Source organism: Mycobacterium sp. 050128, assembly GCF_036409155.1.
In the GTDB taxonomy this organism is placed as follows: Bacteria; Actinomycetota; Actinomycetes; order Mycobacteriales; family Mycobacteriaceae; genus Mycobacterium.
The window spans coordinates 743,208-760,346 of the sequence record NZ_JAZGLW010000002.1 but is presented as its reverse complement, the minus strand read 5'-3'; the positions used below and the strand labels follow the sequence as shown (position 1 = coordinate 760,346).

Annotated in this window: 13 protein-coding genes and 1 pseudogene; 12 read left to right on the top strand and 2 right to left on the bottom strand. The window is 64.3% G+C overall.

Annotation, left to right across the window (positions count from 1 at the left end; translation table 11 throughout):
• From SKC41_RS20765 to SKC41_RS20715, 11 genes and pseudogenes are all read left to right on the top strand, one after another.
• Positions 1–119: pseudogene (locus SKC41_RS20765) on the top strand (IS481 family transposase); the annotation flags it as partial.
• Between the two features lie 122 nt (positions 120–241).
• On the top strand, positions 242–1,231 hold the full coding sequence (gene meaB, locus SKC41_RS20760; protein WP_330979535.1) for a methylmalonyl Co-A mutase-associated GTPase MeaB: 990 nt from the start codon (positions 242–244) through the stop codon (positions 1,229–1,231).
• A gap of 64 nt (positions 1,232–1,295) precedes the next feature.
• Positions 1,296–2,582: a serine hydrolase domain-containing protein gene (locus SKC41_RS20755; protein WP_330979534.1), complete on the top strand. Its 1,287-nt coding sequence runs from the start codon at positions 1,296–1,298 to the stop codon at positions 2,580–2,582.
• Between the two features lie 304 nt (positions 2,583–2,886).
• Positions 2,887–3,879, top strand: coding sequence for a sulfotransferase family protein (locus tag SKC41_RS20750; protein WP_330979533.1), 993 nt, complete (start codon positions 2,887–2,889; stop codon positions 3,877–3,879).
• A 220-nt stretch (positions 3,880–4,099) separates the two neighbouring features.
• Positions 4,100–5,221 (top strand): NAD-dependent epimerase/dehydratase family protein, encoded by a 1,122-nt coding sequence (locus SKC41_RS20745; protein WP_330979532.1) that lies wholly within the window; start codon positions 4,100–4,102, stop codon positions 5,219–5,221.
• Between the two features lie 205 nt (positions 5,222–5,426).
• Complete coding sequence (locus SKC41_RS20740) at positions 5,427–6,527, top strand: class I SAM-dependent methyltransferase (protein WP_442931727.1); 1,101 nt, start codon at positions 5,427–5,429, stop codon at positions 6,525–6,527.
• Positions 6,528–6,736: 209 nt separating this feature from the next.
• Positions 6,737–7,543, top strand: a complete 807-nt coding sequence (locus SKC41_RS20735) for a TylF/MycF/NovP-related O-methyltransferase (RefSeq protein ID WP_330979531.1) — start codon at positions 6,737–6,739, stop codon at positions 7,541–7,543.
• Between the two features lie 31 nt (positions 7,544–7,574).
• On the top strand, positions 7,575–8,843 hold the full coding sequence (locus SKC41_RS20730) for a glycosyltransferase (RefSeq protein WP_330979530.1): 1,269 nt from the start codon (positions 7,575–7,577) through the stop codon (positions 8,841–8,843).
• A 305-nt stretch (positions 8,844–9,148) separates the two neighbouring features.
• Positions 9,149–10,426 (top strand): glycosyltransferase, encoded by a 1,278-nt coding sequence (locus SKC41_RS20725; RefSeq protein ID WP_330979529.1) that lies wholly within the window; start codon positions 9,149–9,151, stop codon positions 10,424–10,426.
• A gap of 262 nt (positions 10,427–10,688) precedes the next feature.
• Positions 10,689–11,495, top strand: coding sequence for a TylF/MycF/NovP-related O-methyltransferase (locus SKC41_RS20720; protein ID WP_330979528.1), 807 nt, complete (start codon positions 10,689–10,691; stop codon positions 11,493–11,495).
• Between the two features lie 185 nt (positions 11,496–11,680).
• Complete coding sequence (locus SKC41_RS20715) at positions 11,681–12,469, top strand: class I SAM-dependent methyltransferase (RefSeq protein WP_330979527.1); 789 nt, start codon at positions 11,681–11,683, stop codon at positions 12,467–12,469.
• A 5-nt stretch (positions 12,470–12,474) separates the two neighbouring features.
• On the opposite strand, the gene SKC41_RS20710 is transcribed toward SKC41_RS20715, so the two are convergent.
• Entirely contained in the window at positions 12,475–13,749 is a 1,275-nt protein-coding gene (locus tag SKC41_RS20710; protein WP_330979526.1) for a glycosyltransferase, read from the bottom strand.
• A 295-nt stretch (positions 13,750–14,044) separates the two neighbouring features.
• On the opposite strand from SKC41_RS20710, the gene SKC41_RS20705 reads away from it, so the two are divergent.
• On the top strand, positions 14,045–16,222 hold the full coding sequence (locus SKC41_RS20705) for an acyltransferase family protein (RefSeq protein ID WP_442931731.1): 2,178 nt from the start codon (positions 14,045–14,047) through the stop codon (positions 16,220–16,222).
• Here the strand turns inward: SKC41_RS20705 and SKC41_RS20700 are convergent.
• Entirely contained in the window at positions 16,219–17,136 is a 918-nt protein-coding gene (locus SKC41_RS20700) for an NAD-dependent epimerase/dehydratase family protein (RefSeq protein WP_330979524.1), read from the bottom strand. The genes SKC41_RS20705 and SKC41_RS20700 overlap by 4 nt on opposite strands.
• Positions 17,137–17,139: the final 3 nt, after the last annotated feature.

Below are 17,139 nucleotides of genomic sequence, written 5' to 3'. Positions count from 1 at the left end.
CACTCAAGGTCTGGAACATCCACTTCAACTACCATCGACCACACTCTGCCGCCGACGGCCAACCACCAGCATCACGACTCACCACCGGCGTCACCGACGTGCTGTCCTCCTACAGCTAGATGGCGACGCCCGATTTCCGCCGCGAGCCGGGGGCACCTCCCGCTTGCGGGGGAAACGTCACCGCGAAATTCGGCGCACTTTTTCGGCCTGGCGTTACGCTCGCGGTTCGAAAGGCGACCCGATGACAGCCAAAGGGAACGAAACCGTCGCCGAACTGGCCCAGGCCATTCGCGGCGGTGATCGCGCGGCGCTGCCACGCGCCATCACGATGCTGGAGTCCACCCGTGCCGACCATCGAGAGCGGGCCCAGCAGTTGCTGCTGGAATTGCTGCCCGACTCCGGAAACGCCCATCGGGTGGGCATCACCGGCGTGCCCGGGGTCGGAAAGTCCACCACCATCGAGGCGCTTGGCATGCACCTGATCGACCGCGGCCACAAGGTGGCGGTCCTGGCGGTCGATCCCTCCTCGACGCGGACCGGCGGCTCGATCCTCGGCGACAAGACCCGGATGTCGCGATTGGCGGCGCACCCGGACGCCTACATCCGGCCATCGCCCACATCGGGAACCCTAGGTGGCGTAGCAAAGGCCACCCGGGAGACGGTCGTCCTCCTGGAGGCGGCCGGATTCGACGTGATCCTGATCGAAACGGTCGGCGTGGGCCAGTCCGAGGTGGCCGTGGCCAACATGGTCGACACCTTCCTGCTGCTCACCCTGGCCCGCACCGGCGACCAGCTTCAAGGCATCAAAAAGGGCGTGCTGGAGCTGGCCGACATCGTCGTGGTCAACAAGGCCGACGGCGAGCACCTGCCCGAGGCACGCAAAGCCGCCCGGGAGCTGGCGTCGGCGATCAGGCTGATCTATCCGCGCGAAACCCTATGGCGACCACCGGTTCTCACGATGAGCGCGGTGGAGGGCAGCGGGCTGGTCGAGATGTGGGACACCGTCGAGCGTCACCGCAAGGTGCTCACCGACGCCGGAGAGTTCGAAGCCCGCCGGCGCGATCAGCAAGTCGACTGGACCTGGCAGATGGTCCGCGACACGGTCCTGGACCGGGTGCTGTCCAACCCGGCGGTGCGCAAGATGCGCGCCGATCTGGAGCGGCAAGTCAAAGCCGGCGAGCTGACCCCCGCGATGGCGGCCCAGCAAATACTAGACGCGGCGTCGCGCTAACGGAAAGGTAAATTAATCCGTGTTTGTGCCACCGTCTGGCCGATCCGAAGTAAATTCAAAAATCGTGACGGTAGACAACGGGGTCGATCGCCGCACGAACCCCTCCCGCGATGTCCCTGACGCAGGTCATCGTGTGTTCGGTGCGGTGGACCCAAACTTCTCCTGCGTTGTACGCGGCTTTTCGAGCCTGTTCCCCGGTCGCCGCTTCGGCGGTGGAGCGCTGGCGGTCTACCTCGATGGCCAACCAGTTGTCGATGTGTGGACGGGCTGGTCGGACCGGGCGGGCAAGGTGCCCTGGACGGCCGACCGGGCTCCGATGGTTTTCTCGGCCACCAAGGGGATGGCCGCGACGGTCATCCACCGGCTCGCCGATCGGGGGCTGATCGATTACGAAGCGCCCGTCTCCGAGTACTGGCGTGAGTTCGCGGCCAACGGCAAGTCCACGCTCACCGTCCGCGAGGTGATGAGACACCGCGGCGGCCTGTCGGGATTGCGCGGCGCCACCCAGGACGACCTGCTGGATCACCGGGTCATGGAAGAGCGGCTGGCCGCGGCGCCGCCCGGACGGTTGCTGGGCAAACCGGCTTACCACGCCCTGACCTTCGGCTGGCTGATGTCCGGCCTGGCCCGGGCCGTGACCGGCAAGGGCATGCGCACGCTGATCCGCGAGGAACTGGCCGAGCCGCTGGGCACTGATGGCATGCACCTGGGGCGGCCGCCCGCCGGCGCGCCGACCGAGGTTGCGGAGATCATCATGCCGCAGAACGTCATCGGCAACCCCGTCATCGGCTTCGCGGCGCGCAAAGTTGCCACGGAGCTGTCGGGTGGATTCCGCTCGTTGTACTTCCGTGGCGTCATGGCTGCCGTGCAGGGCGATATTCCATTGCTGGACGCCGAGATGCCGGCTGCCAACGGGGTAGCGACGGCCCGCGGGTTGGCGCGGATGTACGGCGCCATCGCCAACGACGGTGAGATCGACGGCACGCGCTTCTTGTCGCCGGAGATCGTCGCCGGGCTGACCGGGCGCCGCAGCCTGAAGCGCGACCGAAACATCATGGTGCCCTTGTCATTCCACCTCGGCTATCACACCGTGCCGTTCGGCAATGTGATGCCGGGCTTCGGACATGTCGGAATGGGCGGATCGTTCGGCTGGGCCGACCCCGCGTCTGGGCTGGCATTCGCGTTCGTGCACAACCGGCTGCTGTCGCCCTTCCTGGTGCTCGATCACTCCGGCGTGGCTACGCTGGGCAATTTGCTCCGAGTGGGGGTCGGCAAGGCCCGCAAGCGCGGTTTCCGGCCGGTCACCGAGTTCGGGGCGCCGTTCAGCGAGCCCGACGCCGCCGTCGGCTGAGCCGCGTTCCCCGGCGAAATTCCGGGTCCGGCGGTAGAATCAGCCAACACTCGATGGTGAACGCCCGGTTACCAACCAACGACCACGAGGTAGGGGGCTGAGCGAAAGGCTTTCCCGTGCGTACACACCACTACGCAATCGCCGCCCGAATGCCGATTTCCCCGCAGTTGCGTAAATTAGTGGCGGTAGTGATTGAAAGTCGATGTTGCGGCTCGATACACGGGGTGGGGGCGCCGCACGTCTGTCCCGCGGGCCAGATCGACCGACATACGGCAGCCTCCGCATCCAGTTTGGAGTCGTGTTCGTGACGGCGACGGACGGCCAGGCCGAGGGCACGCCCCAGCCCAACCGCGCACATCGCAGGGTCGTCCTTTTCGTACTGGGGCCGCAACGGTCGGGAACGTCGGCGATTACCCGCGTCCTTTCCCTCTCCGGTGGTGTGCTGCCGGCCGGGATGTTGGGCGCCGACGCGGGCAATCCGCGCGGCTACTGGGAACCGCGCAAGGCCATCGCCATCAACGAGACCATTTTGTATCGCCACCAGTCCGCGTGGTTCGATCCGTCACTGTGCTCGATGGACGCCGAGGCGCTCGACGCCAGGGAGAGAGCCGCCTGCATCGGCCGGATCGAGTCCTATTTGACCAAGCTGCCCGCCGTACCAGTGCTGGTGATCAAGGAACCCCGGATAACCACGTTGTCCCCGCTGTGGTTCGAAGCCGCGCGACGCGCCGGTTTTGACGTAGCGGCCGTCGTCGCGGTCCGCCACCCGATGGAGGTCATCTCGTCCGTGGCCGCGACCTGGCAAGTCTCGCGTGAGCTCTCGGGTGCCCTGTGGTTGAAATACAGCCTGCTGGCAGAGCGTTACACGCGCGGCTTGCCGCGCGTGTTCGTTGACTACGCCGACTTCCTCGACAACTGGCGCCGGGAGGTAAAGCGGATAGCCACCACGCTCGACATCGATCTGAACACGCGGCAAGAGGACGCAATTGAGGAGTTCCTCACTCCTGATCTGCGGCGCCAGCGACATTCCGGATGCGTGAAAGGCCCCGGCCGCGCGGATTGGATTTCCACGGTCCACAACACGCTGTGCGACGCCGCGCACGACGAGCCGTTGGACACCGTCGCACTCGATAGCATTTTCGAGTCGTATCGCGCGAGCGATGAGTTGTGCACGGCCTTCGAGGATTTCCGCACTCTCTCCAAGAAAGCCCTCTACCGGTTCCTGCGGCCATCGATCGCGATGCCGATGATGGAGCTCGTCGCGATGGCACACAGGCGCCGGGGGACCTGGGCCTAGCGGTTTGCCAAGCTGCCGAAAAAGCTTGTCCTGCAGCCATAACGACGCTGCTCACAATCCGGAACGACCAGTCGAATCCCGTCGAGCCGGCACGACATCCGCTGTCGGCCGCGTGGTAGCTGCGGACCTATATCGGAAATGCCACTAGCGCGAGGGCGCTCCTCGATATGATCGACCAGACCTATTGACGAACGGGAGACCTTGGCTCTTGTCACAATCCGTGCTTATCACTGGTGGAGCTGGATTTATCGGGTCTGCGCTGTCGCGCCGCCTCGTCAAGGCCGGTTACGACGTCGCGGTGATGGACGTTCTGCACCCACAGGTGCACGCCCCAGGTCAGGCGATCGACTTGCCGGCGTCGGTGCGGTTATTCACCGGCGACGTCACCCACGCGCCCGACTGGGATGCCGTGCTCCGGTTGTTCCGTCCTTCCCAGGTCGTCCATCTGGCCGCCGAGACGGGAACAGCGCAGTCGCTCTCCGAGGCGACGCGGCACGGTTCGGTCAACGTGGTGGGCACCACCCAGCTCCTTGACGGCTTGAGCCGCGCGGGATTCGTGCCCGATCAGCTTGTGCTGGCGTCATCTAGGGCCGTCTACGGCGAGGGCGCTTGGGAGACCGGCGGGCACGTCTTCTATCCGCGGCCGCGCAGCCACGCGCAACTGGTGGCGGGCATCTGGGATCCGCAAAGCCCGACGGGTGCAGCCGCGGTGCCGCTGCCCAGCTGCGCCGACCGAACCGAGCCTCGACCCACCAATGTCTACGCCGCGACCAAACTCGCCCAGGAGCACACGTTGGCGGCCTGGGCCGCCGCTCACGACACAAATGTCAGTGTGCTGCGCCTGCAGAACGTTTATGGGCCGGGCCAGTCGTTGACCAATTCGTACACCGGAATAGTCGCTCTCTTCGCGCGATTGGCTCGCGAGCGTCATTCGCTGGAGGTCTACGAAGACGGTCGAATCGTGCGCGATTTCGTGTATATCGACGACGTTGTCGACGCGCTGTTCGCGGCGGTGCAGCAACCCACGGCCGAGCAACGCTGCCTGGACATCGGATCAGGCACCCCGACGACGATTCATGAGCTGGCACAAACGATCAGCGCAGTTTGCGGGGCCCCCGAACCGGTCGTCGTAGCGAAATTCCGCGATGGCGATGTTCGTGCCGCGAGCTGCGACGTCGGGCCGGCGAAAGAAGCGCTGGATTGGCGCCCGAAATGGACGCTCGACGACGGTTTGCAAAAGCTCCTGGAATGGATCGGCCAGCAGCGCGAATCCCGTTCTGCGGCAACCGATCACACCCTCGAATCCAACCGCTCGGTAGCGGAACATGCCGGGCGGAATTAGCGGAACCCGTACGTCATACGGCGTGGTGGGTAACGCCGGGAGCGCGCACCGCACTTGGTCGTTGCCGCCGACGCCGCCGCGGGTCAAAGCTCAGGCCGATGTCGGGTTCGCTGCACGGCTCCTGGTGACTTACGAGCAATCGTGTGGTTCATTCAATAACTTGGAGCGATTCGCCTTAGTCTAGCCAGAACAGGGAGGTGAACCGGTGGGCGTTGTGGTAGGCAGGCGAGACGTGGAGCGGGCGGCTGTTCATCGTCTGTGGCAAGCGGTGCTCATTGGCACTGCGCTTGTCGTAGCTACGGCGTGCTTCTTCGTGCCGGCTCTCCTCATCCCGATCGGCGCCGTCCTGGTGTTGCTGGTAGGCGCACGCATTGTTCATCCGGGACGAGATCGCTACATTCCCAATTTGTATGCCCGGGACACCAGGATTTATGACGACGCCTACCGTGATTTCATTCGCCAGACCATGTCAGATTTGCGACGGCGCCGAATTCGAAATCACACATTGCTGTCGGAAGCATCGAGCCTGGCCGGGCCGTCCCTGGGCGATTCCGACGAATTGATCCTGGACCTCGGCGTCTGGATCGGTTGGTCGACGAGGCTGATATCCGATGCCAGCGACCGAATGGTTTACGGCTTCGACAGCTTCGAGGGTTTGGTCGAGGACTGGAAACTCGAGGACCATGTCGTCAAGCGCGGAACGTTCTCCTTGTCGGACCCGTTCGCGCAGCGGTTCATGCAAGATACCGGCGTCAGTTTCCACGACGGGCTGCCCGACGCCCTCGGTCGTAAAGTCCAGTTCATCAAGGGCAGCACCTACGACACGCTCGCGCCGTTCCTGGCCGACCGGCCAGATGCGCCGATCAGGCTGTTTCACATGGACCTGGACACCTACGAGAGTTGCCTGCACGCGCTGGAGACGTGCAAGGAACACTTCGTTCCGGGATCGATCCTGGTGTTCGACGAGTACCTGGTCACCAACGGTGAAATGCGGGCGTTCTTCGAGTTTCAATCTCGCTACGGGCTGGAATGGCAATACCGGGCCTGGGGCCTCGAGATGATGGAGATGAATCTCGAGATGGTCACTTCCCGTTGGAAACGCATCTTCTACCGCATGGTCGCGATTCCGGTGTATTGGCTGATAGGCGAGGGCAGCTACGCCGTGAAGTTCTTACGAAAGCCGTTCTGGCGCTTTTGGTTGGGTGCTCCGATAAGCGACATGATTTTCCTGCTCGGCGCGGCCGGGTCGCGGAAGTCGGTCAGTCTCGAGATCACCGGTCTGGGCAAGCTCGAGCGGACGCGCTAGGTCGACCGGCGATCGACGGTAGACTCCCACACGCTACGGGGCCCGCAGCTGGGGCGTGGACGCCGACGTTGCGACCACCTCGGTGATGGCTGGTTTCGCCCCGGCGGCTTGAGGGAAATCCGCGAAACGCGTTGCCGACTCCGGTCGGCAACTAGGCTGAACAACCGGTTGACACATCGGAGTTAGAGGATGGGACATTGGGGGCAGATTTGACCGCGACTGAATGCGATTCGCGATCGGCGTATCTCGACCTGCTCCGTCGTGAACTCACCCGGTACGGTCAGGATCAGCTGGTGCCGGTGGGGTGGTATCGCTTGGGCCGGCCGGTATTCAATAGCCGCAATTTCATGCTGGTGCGTAGATATCCGTTCGACAAGCATGCGCGGGACTTGGGCCTGGATTGGCCGACGGACGCCTTGACCATGATCGGAATGCAGCGGCTGACCAGTCTGCAGCATTGCGTCGAGACGGTGCTGGCCGACGGGGTCCCCGGCGACCTGGTCGAGTGCGGCGTATGGCGTGGTGGCGCTTCAATCTTGATGCGCGCGGTGCTTTCGGCTTACGGCGATCGGACGCGCACGGTGTGGCTGGCTGATTCGTTCGCCGGTGTACCGCCCCCGGACACCGTGAATTACAAGGCCGATAAAGGGATTAAGCTGCACCGCCACGCGAAGATCCTGGGCGTTCCAGAGGCGGAAGTCAGGGCGAATTTCGAGCGCTATGGGTTGCTCGATGACCAGGTCCGTTTCATCCCCGGCTGGTTCAAGGACACGTTGGCCGACGCTCCGGTCGAGCAGATTTCGGTCTTGCGGCTCGACGGCGACCTGTATGAATCCACGATTCAGGCCCTCGACGCCCTTTACCCGCGCTTGTCGTCCGGCGGCTATTGCATCATCGACGACTACCACGCGCTGAAAGCGTGCGAGCAGGCGGTGGCCGACTACCGCGAGAAGCATGGAATATCCGCCAAGATCGAAGAAATCGACGGCACCGGCGTGCTCTGGCGCAAGCCATAACGCCAAACAGACCTAAAGGCCTGAGTTGGCAATGAAATTCGTGCTGGCAAATTACGGAACTCGAGGCGATGTCGAGCCCTCTCTCGTTGTCGCACGCGAACTGCAGCGCAGAGGCCACGATGTGCAAATGGCCGTCGCGCCTGACCTGATGGAATTCGTCGAGGCGGCCGGTCTTCCCGCGGTCGCCTACGGGCTGGACACGCGAACCTGGCTGGACGTCTACCGCAACCTGTGGACGTCCTTCTTCAGCAGGTTCTGGCGGGTCCGGCAGCTGAGACGACTGTGGCACGAGATGTGGGAGTTCAGCGACGAGTGCTGGGTCCAGATGAACACGACGCTGGTGTCGCTGGCCGAAGGGGCCGACCTGCTGTTCGCCGGTTTGAGCTACCAGGAAGCGGCCGCCAATGTCGCGGAGTATTACGACCTTCCGTTGGCCACGTTGCATCACGTCCCGATGCGGCCCAACGGCCAGGTCGTATCGTTCCTGCCGCCGCCGCTGGCCCGCTGCTCGATGAAGGCGTTCGACTGGTTCTGCTGGCGGCTGAACAAGAAGGTCGAGGACACGCAGCGCCGTGAACTCGGCCTGCCGAAGGCGACCGGCCCTTCGCCGGGCCGCATCGCCAAACGCCAATCCCTGGAAATCCAGGGTTACGACGAGGCGTGCTTTCCCGGGCTGGCCGACGAATGGGCGAAGTGGGACGGCCATCGCCCGTTCGTCGGCACGTTGACGATGGAGCTGACGACCGAGGTCGACGACGAGGTGGTGTCCTGGATCGCTGCGGGCACACCGCCCATCTGCTTCGGTTTCGGGAGCATGGCGGTGGAATCTCCGGCCGACACGATCGAGATGATCAGTTCGGCATGCGCGGAGTTGGGTGAGCGGGCACTGGTGTGCGCCGGCTGGAGTGACTTCAGCGGCGTCGCGCTTCCCGACCACGTCAAGGTGGTGGGTGCGGTGAACTACGCGAAGGTCTTTCCCGCCTGCCGCGCCGTCGTGCACCACGGCGGCTCGGGCACCACTGCGGCAAGCATGCGGGCGGGCGTTCCCACCTTGATTCTGTCGATGGACCCCAACCAAACGATCTGGGGGTCTCAGCTCAAAAAGCTGAAAGTGGGGACCACCCGGCGTTTCTCGAGCACCAACCGCGAATCGCTGGTGGCGGATCTGCGCCGGATCCTTGACCCGGAATACGCGACGAGGGCCCGCGAGCTTGCCACCCGGATGACCAAACCCGCCGACAGCGTCAGCGCCGCCGCCGATCTGGTGGAAAACTTTGCCCGCACCAAGCGCCTTGCCTAATCCCGAATGGAGCCGCGAATTGCGCGGGACCGAACGCCTGCGTCATGCTTCATTCGCCAGAGATTCTTTTCTGCGCTTACGTCCGCCGCGTAACGTCTTTGAATATCAAGTTTGCCGACAACCATTAGCCTTCCAATCACGTTGTCTGATGGTTGGCTCGAGCACATTACCGACGAACGCTGACGCGTTCGCGACGACGGCGAATTTGCGGCTGATCGGGACAGCCAAAAGCCGTGTGAACCAGGAGTAAACGCGCTCGCCTGGGCTTGCCTAGGTCGACGGGAAGTGATAGGTCTAGCCTCGCGATGAAATTTGCTCTGGCATGTTATGGAACCCGGGGGGATGTCGAGCCCTCGCTGGCTGCTGGGCGCGAACTGCTGCGCCGAGGCCACGAAGTTCGCATGGCCATCCCGCCCAATCTCCTTGGCCTGGCTGAGACGGCCGGCCTTGACGCAGTCGCCTACGGACCCGATATGCAGGCGTTCTGGGACGACGAGTTCCTGCGCAACTTCTGGTCGAGGTTCCGCCGCACGTTCTGGACCATCAAGGGTCCGATCGAATTGGTGCGTGAAGCCTGGGAGCCCGTGCTGCGGTCCTGGACGGATATGAGCGAGACCCTGACGGCGCTGACCGCGGGAGCCGACGTGCTCTTCACCGGCCAGCTGTACCAGGACCTCGCGACCAACGTCGCGGAGTACTACGACATCCCTTTGGCGGTGCTGCATTACATCCCGATGCGGCCCAACGGGCAGCTCATCCCAAACCTGCCGGCGCCGCTGGTACGCACCGGTATGGCCGCGTACGACTGGATGGTCTGGCGGATGAACAAGAAGGCAGAGGACGCCCAGCGGCGCAAGCTCGGCCTGCCGAAAACCACCTGCGCCTCTCCGAAGCGGATCGCCCAACGCGGGTCCCTGGAACTTCAGGCCTACGACGAGGTGTGCTTCCCCGGGCTGGCCTCCGAATGGGCGAAATGGGGCGAGCGACGCCCGTTTGTCGGCGCGCTGACGATGGGACTCACCACGGATATCGACGACGATGTCTTGGAGTGGGCGAACGCGGGCACACCGCCAATCGTTTTCGGCTTTGGCAGCATGCCGGTCAGCGAAACCCCGACCGACACGGTCGAGATGATCGCCGCGGCCTGCGAGCAATTGGGCGAGCGGGCCTTGATCTGCGCCGGTTGGGCCGACTTCAGCGAGGTGCCGCATTTCGATCACGTCAAGGTGGTCGGTGCGGTGAATTACGCGAAAGTCTTCCCTAGTTGCCGTGCGGTGGTGCATCACGGCGGCTCGGGCACCACGGCCGCCGGCCTGCGCGCCGGGATCCCCACGCTGATCCTCTGGACCGCAGGCGATCAGCCGTTCTGGGGTGGCCATCTCAAACGCCTGAAAGTTGGTGCTGCCCGGAAGTTTTCGGTCACCACCAAAGAAACGCTGATCCAGGATCTGCGAGAGATCCTCACTCCGGAATGCGCTGTCAAAGCGCGGGCACTGGCAACCCAGATGACGTCGGCCGAGGACAGTGTCACCCGCGCTGCAGATTTGCTGGAAAGCTTCGCCCATTCGGGACGTTTTGCGTGATCGGCGGGAGCGCCGACACCGCTCGTACGAGGCCGGGCGGGTTCGGGTAATCGGCCGAAGTCGCACTCCAGCACCTCGATTCCGAGGTTAGCTGCCGGGTACTCAGTTAACATGCTGTGGGTTGGTATGGTCTTGAGCCCTTGTCGGGGGTCGGGACCGGTCGAGCGGGGGAGTTGACACAAGACCGTGGAACGCGTTGGTGACGTCGAAGGGCGTCTAGGCTCCGTGATTGGGAGTAGTCGTATGCGAGGAGAGGGCCGTTTTGACCGTGACTGATACCGACGCGCGGTCTGCGTACCTTGACCTGCTCCGTCGTGACCTCACCCGATATGGTCAGGACGAGTTGGTGCCGGTCGGGTGGTACCGGCTGGGGCGGCCGATTTTCAACGCGCGCAACTTCATGCTGGTGCGCAAATATCCGTTCAACGCCTATGCGCGGGACCGGGGCCTGGATTGGCCGGCGGACGCGTTGACGATGATCGGCATGCAGCGACTCACCAGCTTGCAGAAGTGTGTCGAGACGGTGCTCACCGATGGCGTTCCCGGCGATCTGGTCGAGTGCGGCGTATGGCGTGGCGGCGCTTCGATTTTGATGCGCGCGGTTCTCTCGGCGTACGGAGATCGCACGCGCAAGGTGTGGCTGTGTGATTCGTTCGAAGGCGTACCTCCGCCGGATACGGCGAATTACCAAGCCGACAAAGGGATTAAGCTGCATCGGCATGCGAGCATCCTGGGAGTCTCGCAGGAGCAGGTCAAGGCGAATTTCGAGCGCTACGGGTTGCTGGACGAGCAGGTCGATTTTGTCCCCGGCTGGTTCAAGGACACGCTGGCCGATGCCCCGATCGAGCAGATTGCGGTGCTGCGGCTCGACGGCGATCTCTATGAATCGACCATTCAGGCACTCGATGCGCTCTACCCACGCCTGTCGTCGGGCGGTTACTGCATCATCGACGACTACCACGCACTGAAAGCGTGTGAGCAAGCGGTGGCCGACTACCGCGATAAGCACGGAATAACCGCCGAAATCGAGGAAATCGACGGCACCGGTGTGCTGTGGCGCAAGCCATGACCACCACACGGCCTTAGGTCATAATCCGGTTTCGCAATGCACGGACGGCAATCGCCGCTCGCCGTAAACCCATGCCTAAGAACGTGTTTGCGTGATCCTGTGCAACGCAATTGGTCAACTAAGTTGGCGGTGAACCCATCCCATTCGACGGAGACGCGGTGGGCGCCAATGTTATGGTTGCCGCCGTGGCAAACGGTCTAGACGTTAAGACTCGCCTCCTGATGTGGTGGGTGCGCGGTGAGTATTGGCTCGCGCGCAAGGTGCTGCCCGACGTGTACGCAAGCGACGGCCTGATCAGCTTCCACAACGACGCGTTCCTGGACGATCCAGCGTTCCAACGCGCCTACAAACGTGGCGCGCGTGCCCTGCCTGACCAGGACTGGTATCAGTGGCAGTGGCGGGTGCACGTCGGGCTGTGGGCGGCGAAGACCGCGAGCCGGCTGGACGGCGATTTCGTCGAGTGTGGCGTCAGCTACGGGTTCTTGAGCAGCGCCATCATGGAGTACCTGGACTGGGACAGCCTGGGCAAAACCTTCTATCTGCTCGACACCTTCGCCGGAATCGATTCGCGCTTCGTCACGGAGGCGGAACGCGAATCCGGCGAGTATGAGCGAAGCCAGTTGAAGCTGCGCAATGGGATGTACGTCAGCGGAGTCGACGGCGTCCGCGCCAATTTCGCCCAGTGGAAAAATCAGCGCATCATCGTCGGTGCGGTTCCGGAAACCCTCGACGAAGTCGAGGCGCAGACGGTGGCTTACCTACACATCGACATGAACTGTGCGCCACCCGAAGTCGCGGCGCTGCGTCATTTTTGGCCACGGCTCACGCCGGGTGCCGTAGTGCTCCTCGACGACTACGCGAATCGGGGGCGCGACGAGCAGCGTGCCGCGATGGATGCCTTGGCGGCCGAATTCGGTGTGGCGATCTGTGCGCTGCCCACTGGGCAGGGCCTGCTGCTCAAGCCGGTGCGGTGACCCGCTCAAACGGATGCATTTCTGCGGGCCGCATCCTCTAGGAGATCGGCGGCGCGGCCGATGCTTTCGGCGGGTTTGGTCATTCGGCTCGCGAGTTCGCGGGCGCGGGTGGCATATCGCGGGGCCAGAATCTCGCGCAGATCCGCGATCAGTGTTTCCTGCGTTGCCGACGAAAAGCGCCGGGCAGCGCCGACCTTCAGCCGTTTCACCTGGGCTCCCCAGTACGGCTGATCGGCTGAGCTCCACAGGATCAGCGTGGGAATCCCCGCACGCATGCTCGCGGCCGTGGTTCCCGACCCGCCGTGGTGAACCACTGCGCGGCAGGACGGGAAAATCGTGGCGTAGTTGACCGGGCCCACCAGCTTGACGTGGTCGGGATGCGGCACGTCGGTGAAGTCGGTGCCGCCGAAGCACACCAATGCTCGCTCACCCAACTCCGCGCAAGTCGTGCCGATCATCTCCACCAGTTCGGTCGGAGATTCGACCGGGATGCTGCCCGAGCTGAAGCAGATAGGGGGCGTTCCCGCGGCGATCCACGACGTGACCGCTTCGTCGGCGTCCGTGGCCAATTCCATTGTCAGTGCACCGACAAAGGGTCTGCGGCCGTCCCATTTCGCCCACTCGGCGGCGAGGCCGGGATAGCACACCTCGTCGTAGCCCTGGATTTCCAGGGCTCCCCGGTCGGCGATTCGTCGCTGTGAGCGAGCCGTCGCGTTCGGCAGGCCCAGTGCGCGGCGCTGCTCGTCCTCGACCTTCTTCGTTGCGCGCCAAAACAGCCATTCGATCGCGGTCATCGAGGAGCGGACCAGCGGCGCCGGCATGGTCGGGACCAGTTGGCCGTTGGCCCGCATCGGGAAGTGATGCATGGTGACCAACGGAATCTCGTAATGCTCGGCCACATTGGCGGCGGCCTGCTCGAAATTGATGCCGGTGGACAGCAGGTCGGCCCCGTCGGCCAGCGACATCAGCGTCGTACTCACCTGGGCCCAGTGCACAATGATCGGCTCCCAGACTTTGCGCACCGTGTTGATCGGGCCACGGATCGTCCAGGCGCTGCGGAAGAAATCCGTCCACATATTGCGCAGGAAGTCCTCGTCCAGGAAATCCTCGATCGGCGGCCCGTATGACACTGCCCGCAGCCCCGCCACCTCGGTGAAGTCCACCAGTCCCGGCGGGACCGCCAGGGCCACGTCGTGCCCTCTGCGCTGCAATTCGCGGCCGACGGCGGCGGAAGGCTCGATATCGCCGCGCGTTCCGTAGCTTGCCAGGACAAATTTCATCAGAAGCCAAGCCTTTCAGATGCCGTGCGTCGGCGCTGGCCGGGTGCCGGTGGCGGGGCATCATGCAAGGTCGGCTGACATCTGCCGTTGCCTCCGGCGAATGCCTTCGGGTCTGTGTTCGTGAATACGACACCCATCGTTTGGCGTCGAGTAAGGTGTTGGTGTTCTGTGGTTTGTCGTGGTTTGGCGGCCCCGGAATTTCGTTGGTTAGTACACGGTCGACGGGGGAGCAGGAAGGGATTACTCCTTGTCGGACCCGCCGGCTACAAATGCATCGCAGCAAGCCGCGAATTTAATTCAATTCCAAAACGCTGCATCAACGCTGCCCAAAAGTACCTCCGACGCGAGTGTGCGTCCGCCGCACGCGAGGTTCCGCCCGGACATCGAGGGCCTGCGTGCCGTCGCGGTATTGGGAGTCGTCCTGTTTCATGCTGGTGTCCCCGGCGTGCGGGGCGGATTCGTCGGCGTCGACGTGTTTTTTGTCATTTCAGGCTTCTTGATTACGGGGTTGCTCTGGCGGGAGGTGGGCACCGCCGGTTCGATCCGGCTGCGCCGGTTCTACGGGGCGCGGGCACGCCGATTGCTCCCCGCGTCGGCCACAGTGGGCGTGGTTACCGCGATCGCGGCGTTCCTGCTGTTGCCCCCATTGGCAATCCGGCCTGTCCTCCTGGACGGGATCACCAGCGCGCTGTATGTCGGGAATTGCTGGTTCTTTCTCGAGGCCACCGACTACTTCTCCGATAGCGCCAATGCGTCGCCGTTCCTGCACTATTGGTCGCTGGGCGTAGAGGAGCAGGTCTATTTCGTTTGGCCGGCCATCATGCTCGGCGTCGCGTGGGTGATCCGCCGGGCGCGCGGGCGCACCGGCGCGGCTGGTACGTCGTCGAAGACCCCATACCTGTTCACTCTTGTGCTGATCGGCGCGGCGTCGTTTGCGGCAGCGCTGGTGATTACCGGCATGTGGCCTCCCGCCGGATTTTTTTTGATGCCCACCCGAGCCTGGGAGTTGGCCGCCGGCGGGTTGGTGGCGCTCACCGCCGGGCACTGGAGCCGACTGTCGCCACGACTCACCGCGACCGCGGGTTGGGTCGGGTTGGCCGCAGTGCTGCTGACCTGTGTTTTCTTGAACTCGACCACACAGTATCCGGGTCTCGCCACGCTGGTTCCGGTGCTCGGCACCGCGCTGGTCATCGGGGCGGGGTGTGCCACGCCCGTCAAGGGCGCCGGGCGGGCGCTGTCGTTGGGGCCGATGCGAGCGATCGGCCGCGTGTCGTACTCGTGGTATCTGTGGCACTGGCCTGTGCTGCTGCTTGCGGCGCCGTTGCTCGGTCATCCACTGGGACTGACGGGCAGGCTGGTGACGGTCGTCGTCTCCGGCGGCTTGGCCGTGCTGACGCTGCACTACATCGAGAATCCCTTCCGGTTCTCCGCCGGGGTGAACCGGTCGCCAGGTCGCAGTCTCGCGGTCGGGGGTGCCGCCACCGCGCTAGCCGTGGGTGTGGGCATGGTGCTGCTGATGTTGGTGCCAATCCCGGTGGGCCGCGGCCCCGCCGCTCCAGTACTGACGGTCAGTGAGCCATCCCGTCCCGCGGTCCAGAACTTCGACAGCTACAACGCGGCAGTTAACTATGCGTTCGAGCAGGTGCAGGCGGCGGTCGCGGCGTCCGCCAACCTGAACGCCGTACCCTCGAATCTCGAACCGCCCCTTGCCGATGCGGCCGCCGAAGAACCACGGATGTATGTCCACGGCTGCATGCGCGATTTCTTCCAGGTCGATCTGCCCGCGTGCGCCTCTGGCGACATCGCATCGAACACGACGGTGGCGTTGGTCGGCGATTCGAATGCCGCGATGTGGAACCCGGCGTTCGAGTGGGCCGCCGCGCGGCGGCACTGGCGGCTGGAGAGCATGGACAAGGTCGGCTGCGCACTGCTCGATCTGCCGCTGACTACCCCGCACCTGCGTCGGGAGTACACGGAGTGTGAGCAGTGGCGGGCGCACGTCATCACCCGATTACAGGCCGAGCACCCGCGGCTGATCGTGCTGGGCATCTCGCGCGCCTACCTCAACCAAGGTTTCACGTCCTACGACGCGGCGTGGATCGCCGGCCTGACCCGGCTGATGCAGCAACTACGCGGCACCGGCGCGAGGGTGCTGGTCCTCGGACCGATTCCGGATCCGCAGTCAGCGGTGCCGACTTGCCTCTCCGGCCACCTTGATGACGCGACGGCCTGCTCACCGCGACGGTCGATTGCCGTGAACGAAGAGGGCATCGCGGCCGAGGCAATTGCCACGAAGGCCGGTGGGGGACAGTACGCCGACGTCACCCCGTTGTTCTGCACTGCCGAACGTTGCCCGGTGATCGTGGGCAATGCCCTGGTGTACCTCGACAGGGTGCACGTGACGTACGAATACTCCCGGCTGCTGGCTCCGGTCATGGGTCTGCTGGCCGATCGCACGCTCGCCTTGAACTAGTGGGACACGGCCTGTTGCCGTAGGAGGTCGTCGTACACGCGCTTGACCGTGACGGGGAATGGCGTGATCGGCACGCCCCGGAACTCGTGCGGGAAGTCGGTGCGTACCCGCAGATCCCGCACGTGATAGCGGGAGGAGGGGCTGGAGCCGAGTGCGATGCGCACGGTGCGGTGGGCGACCTGTTGCACCGTCCGCATAACGGTGCACACGGACACGGGTCGTTGCGATGCGATATTGCGTAGCACCGGTGTCGACGGCTGGTTGCGCACCGCGTTCTCGACCAGTGTGCGCACCATCGCGGCGGCATCGTCGACGTACAGGTAGTCGCGGAGAGTCTCCATCGGCACGAAAACATTCAGCGATTGCCTCGTGACGGCGGCTCGGCAGAGCTGGCTGACGAGACCCTGCTGCTTCGTCAGGTTCTGACCGGGCCCGGCGAGATTTGAGAACCGGCCGATGACGACCGGGGTGCAGCCTCCGAGCGTTGCCCGCAGCATCTCTTCCTGAGCGAGTTTCGTCTCGCCGTACGGGCTCAGCGGACGTGGCGTGGTGGACTCGCTGAACGGCGGATGAGTCGATCCGGCGTAGATGCCCCCCGCCGAGGACGACAGGAAGAACGCCCCCCGGCCGGCCGGCCGTGAGTCGCGCAGGCGGGTGACTAGGTGAGCCAGAATGCGCGTCTCGGCCGCGAGTGTCTCTGTAGTAGAACCGATTACGCCGCTACCGGCCGCCCAAATAACCGACCAGTCGTCGTTTCCCGCCGCTCGGATGAAACGCTCGACTGCGGAGTCCAGCACGTCGGCCGCGGCGTCGTGGTTCTGCCACGGCACTGGCTGTTCGACGAACGTTGGTCCCATGGCCCGCGATACGGCGCTGCCGAGCAGCCCGCCGCGGCCCACGATCCAGGTGAGCACGCG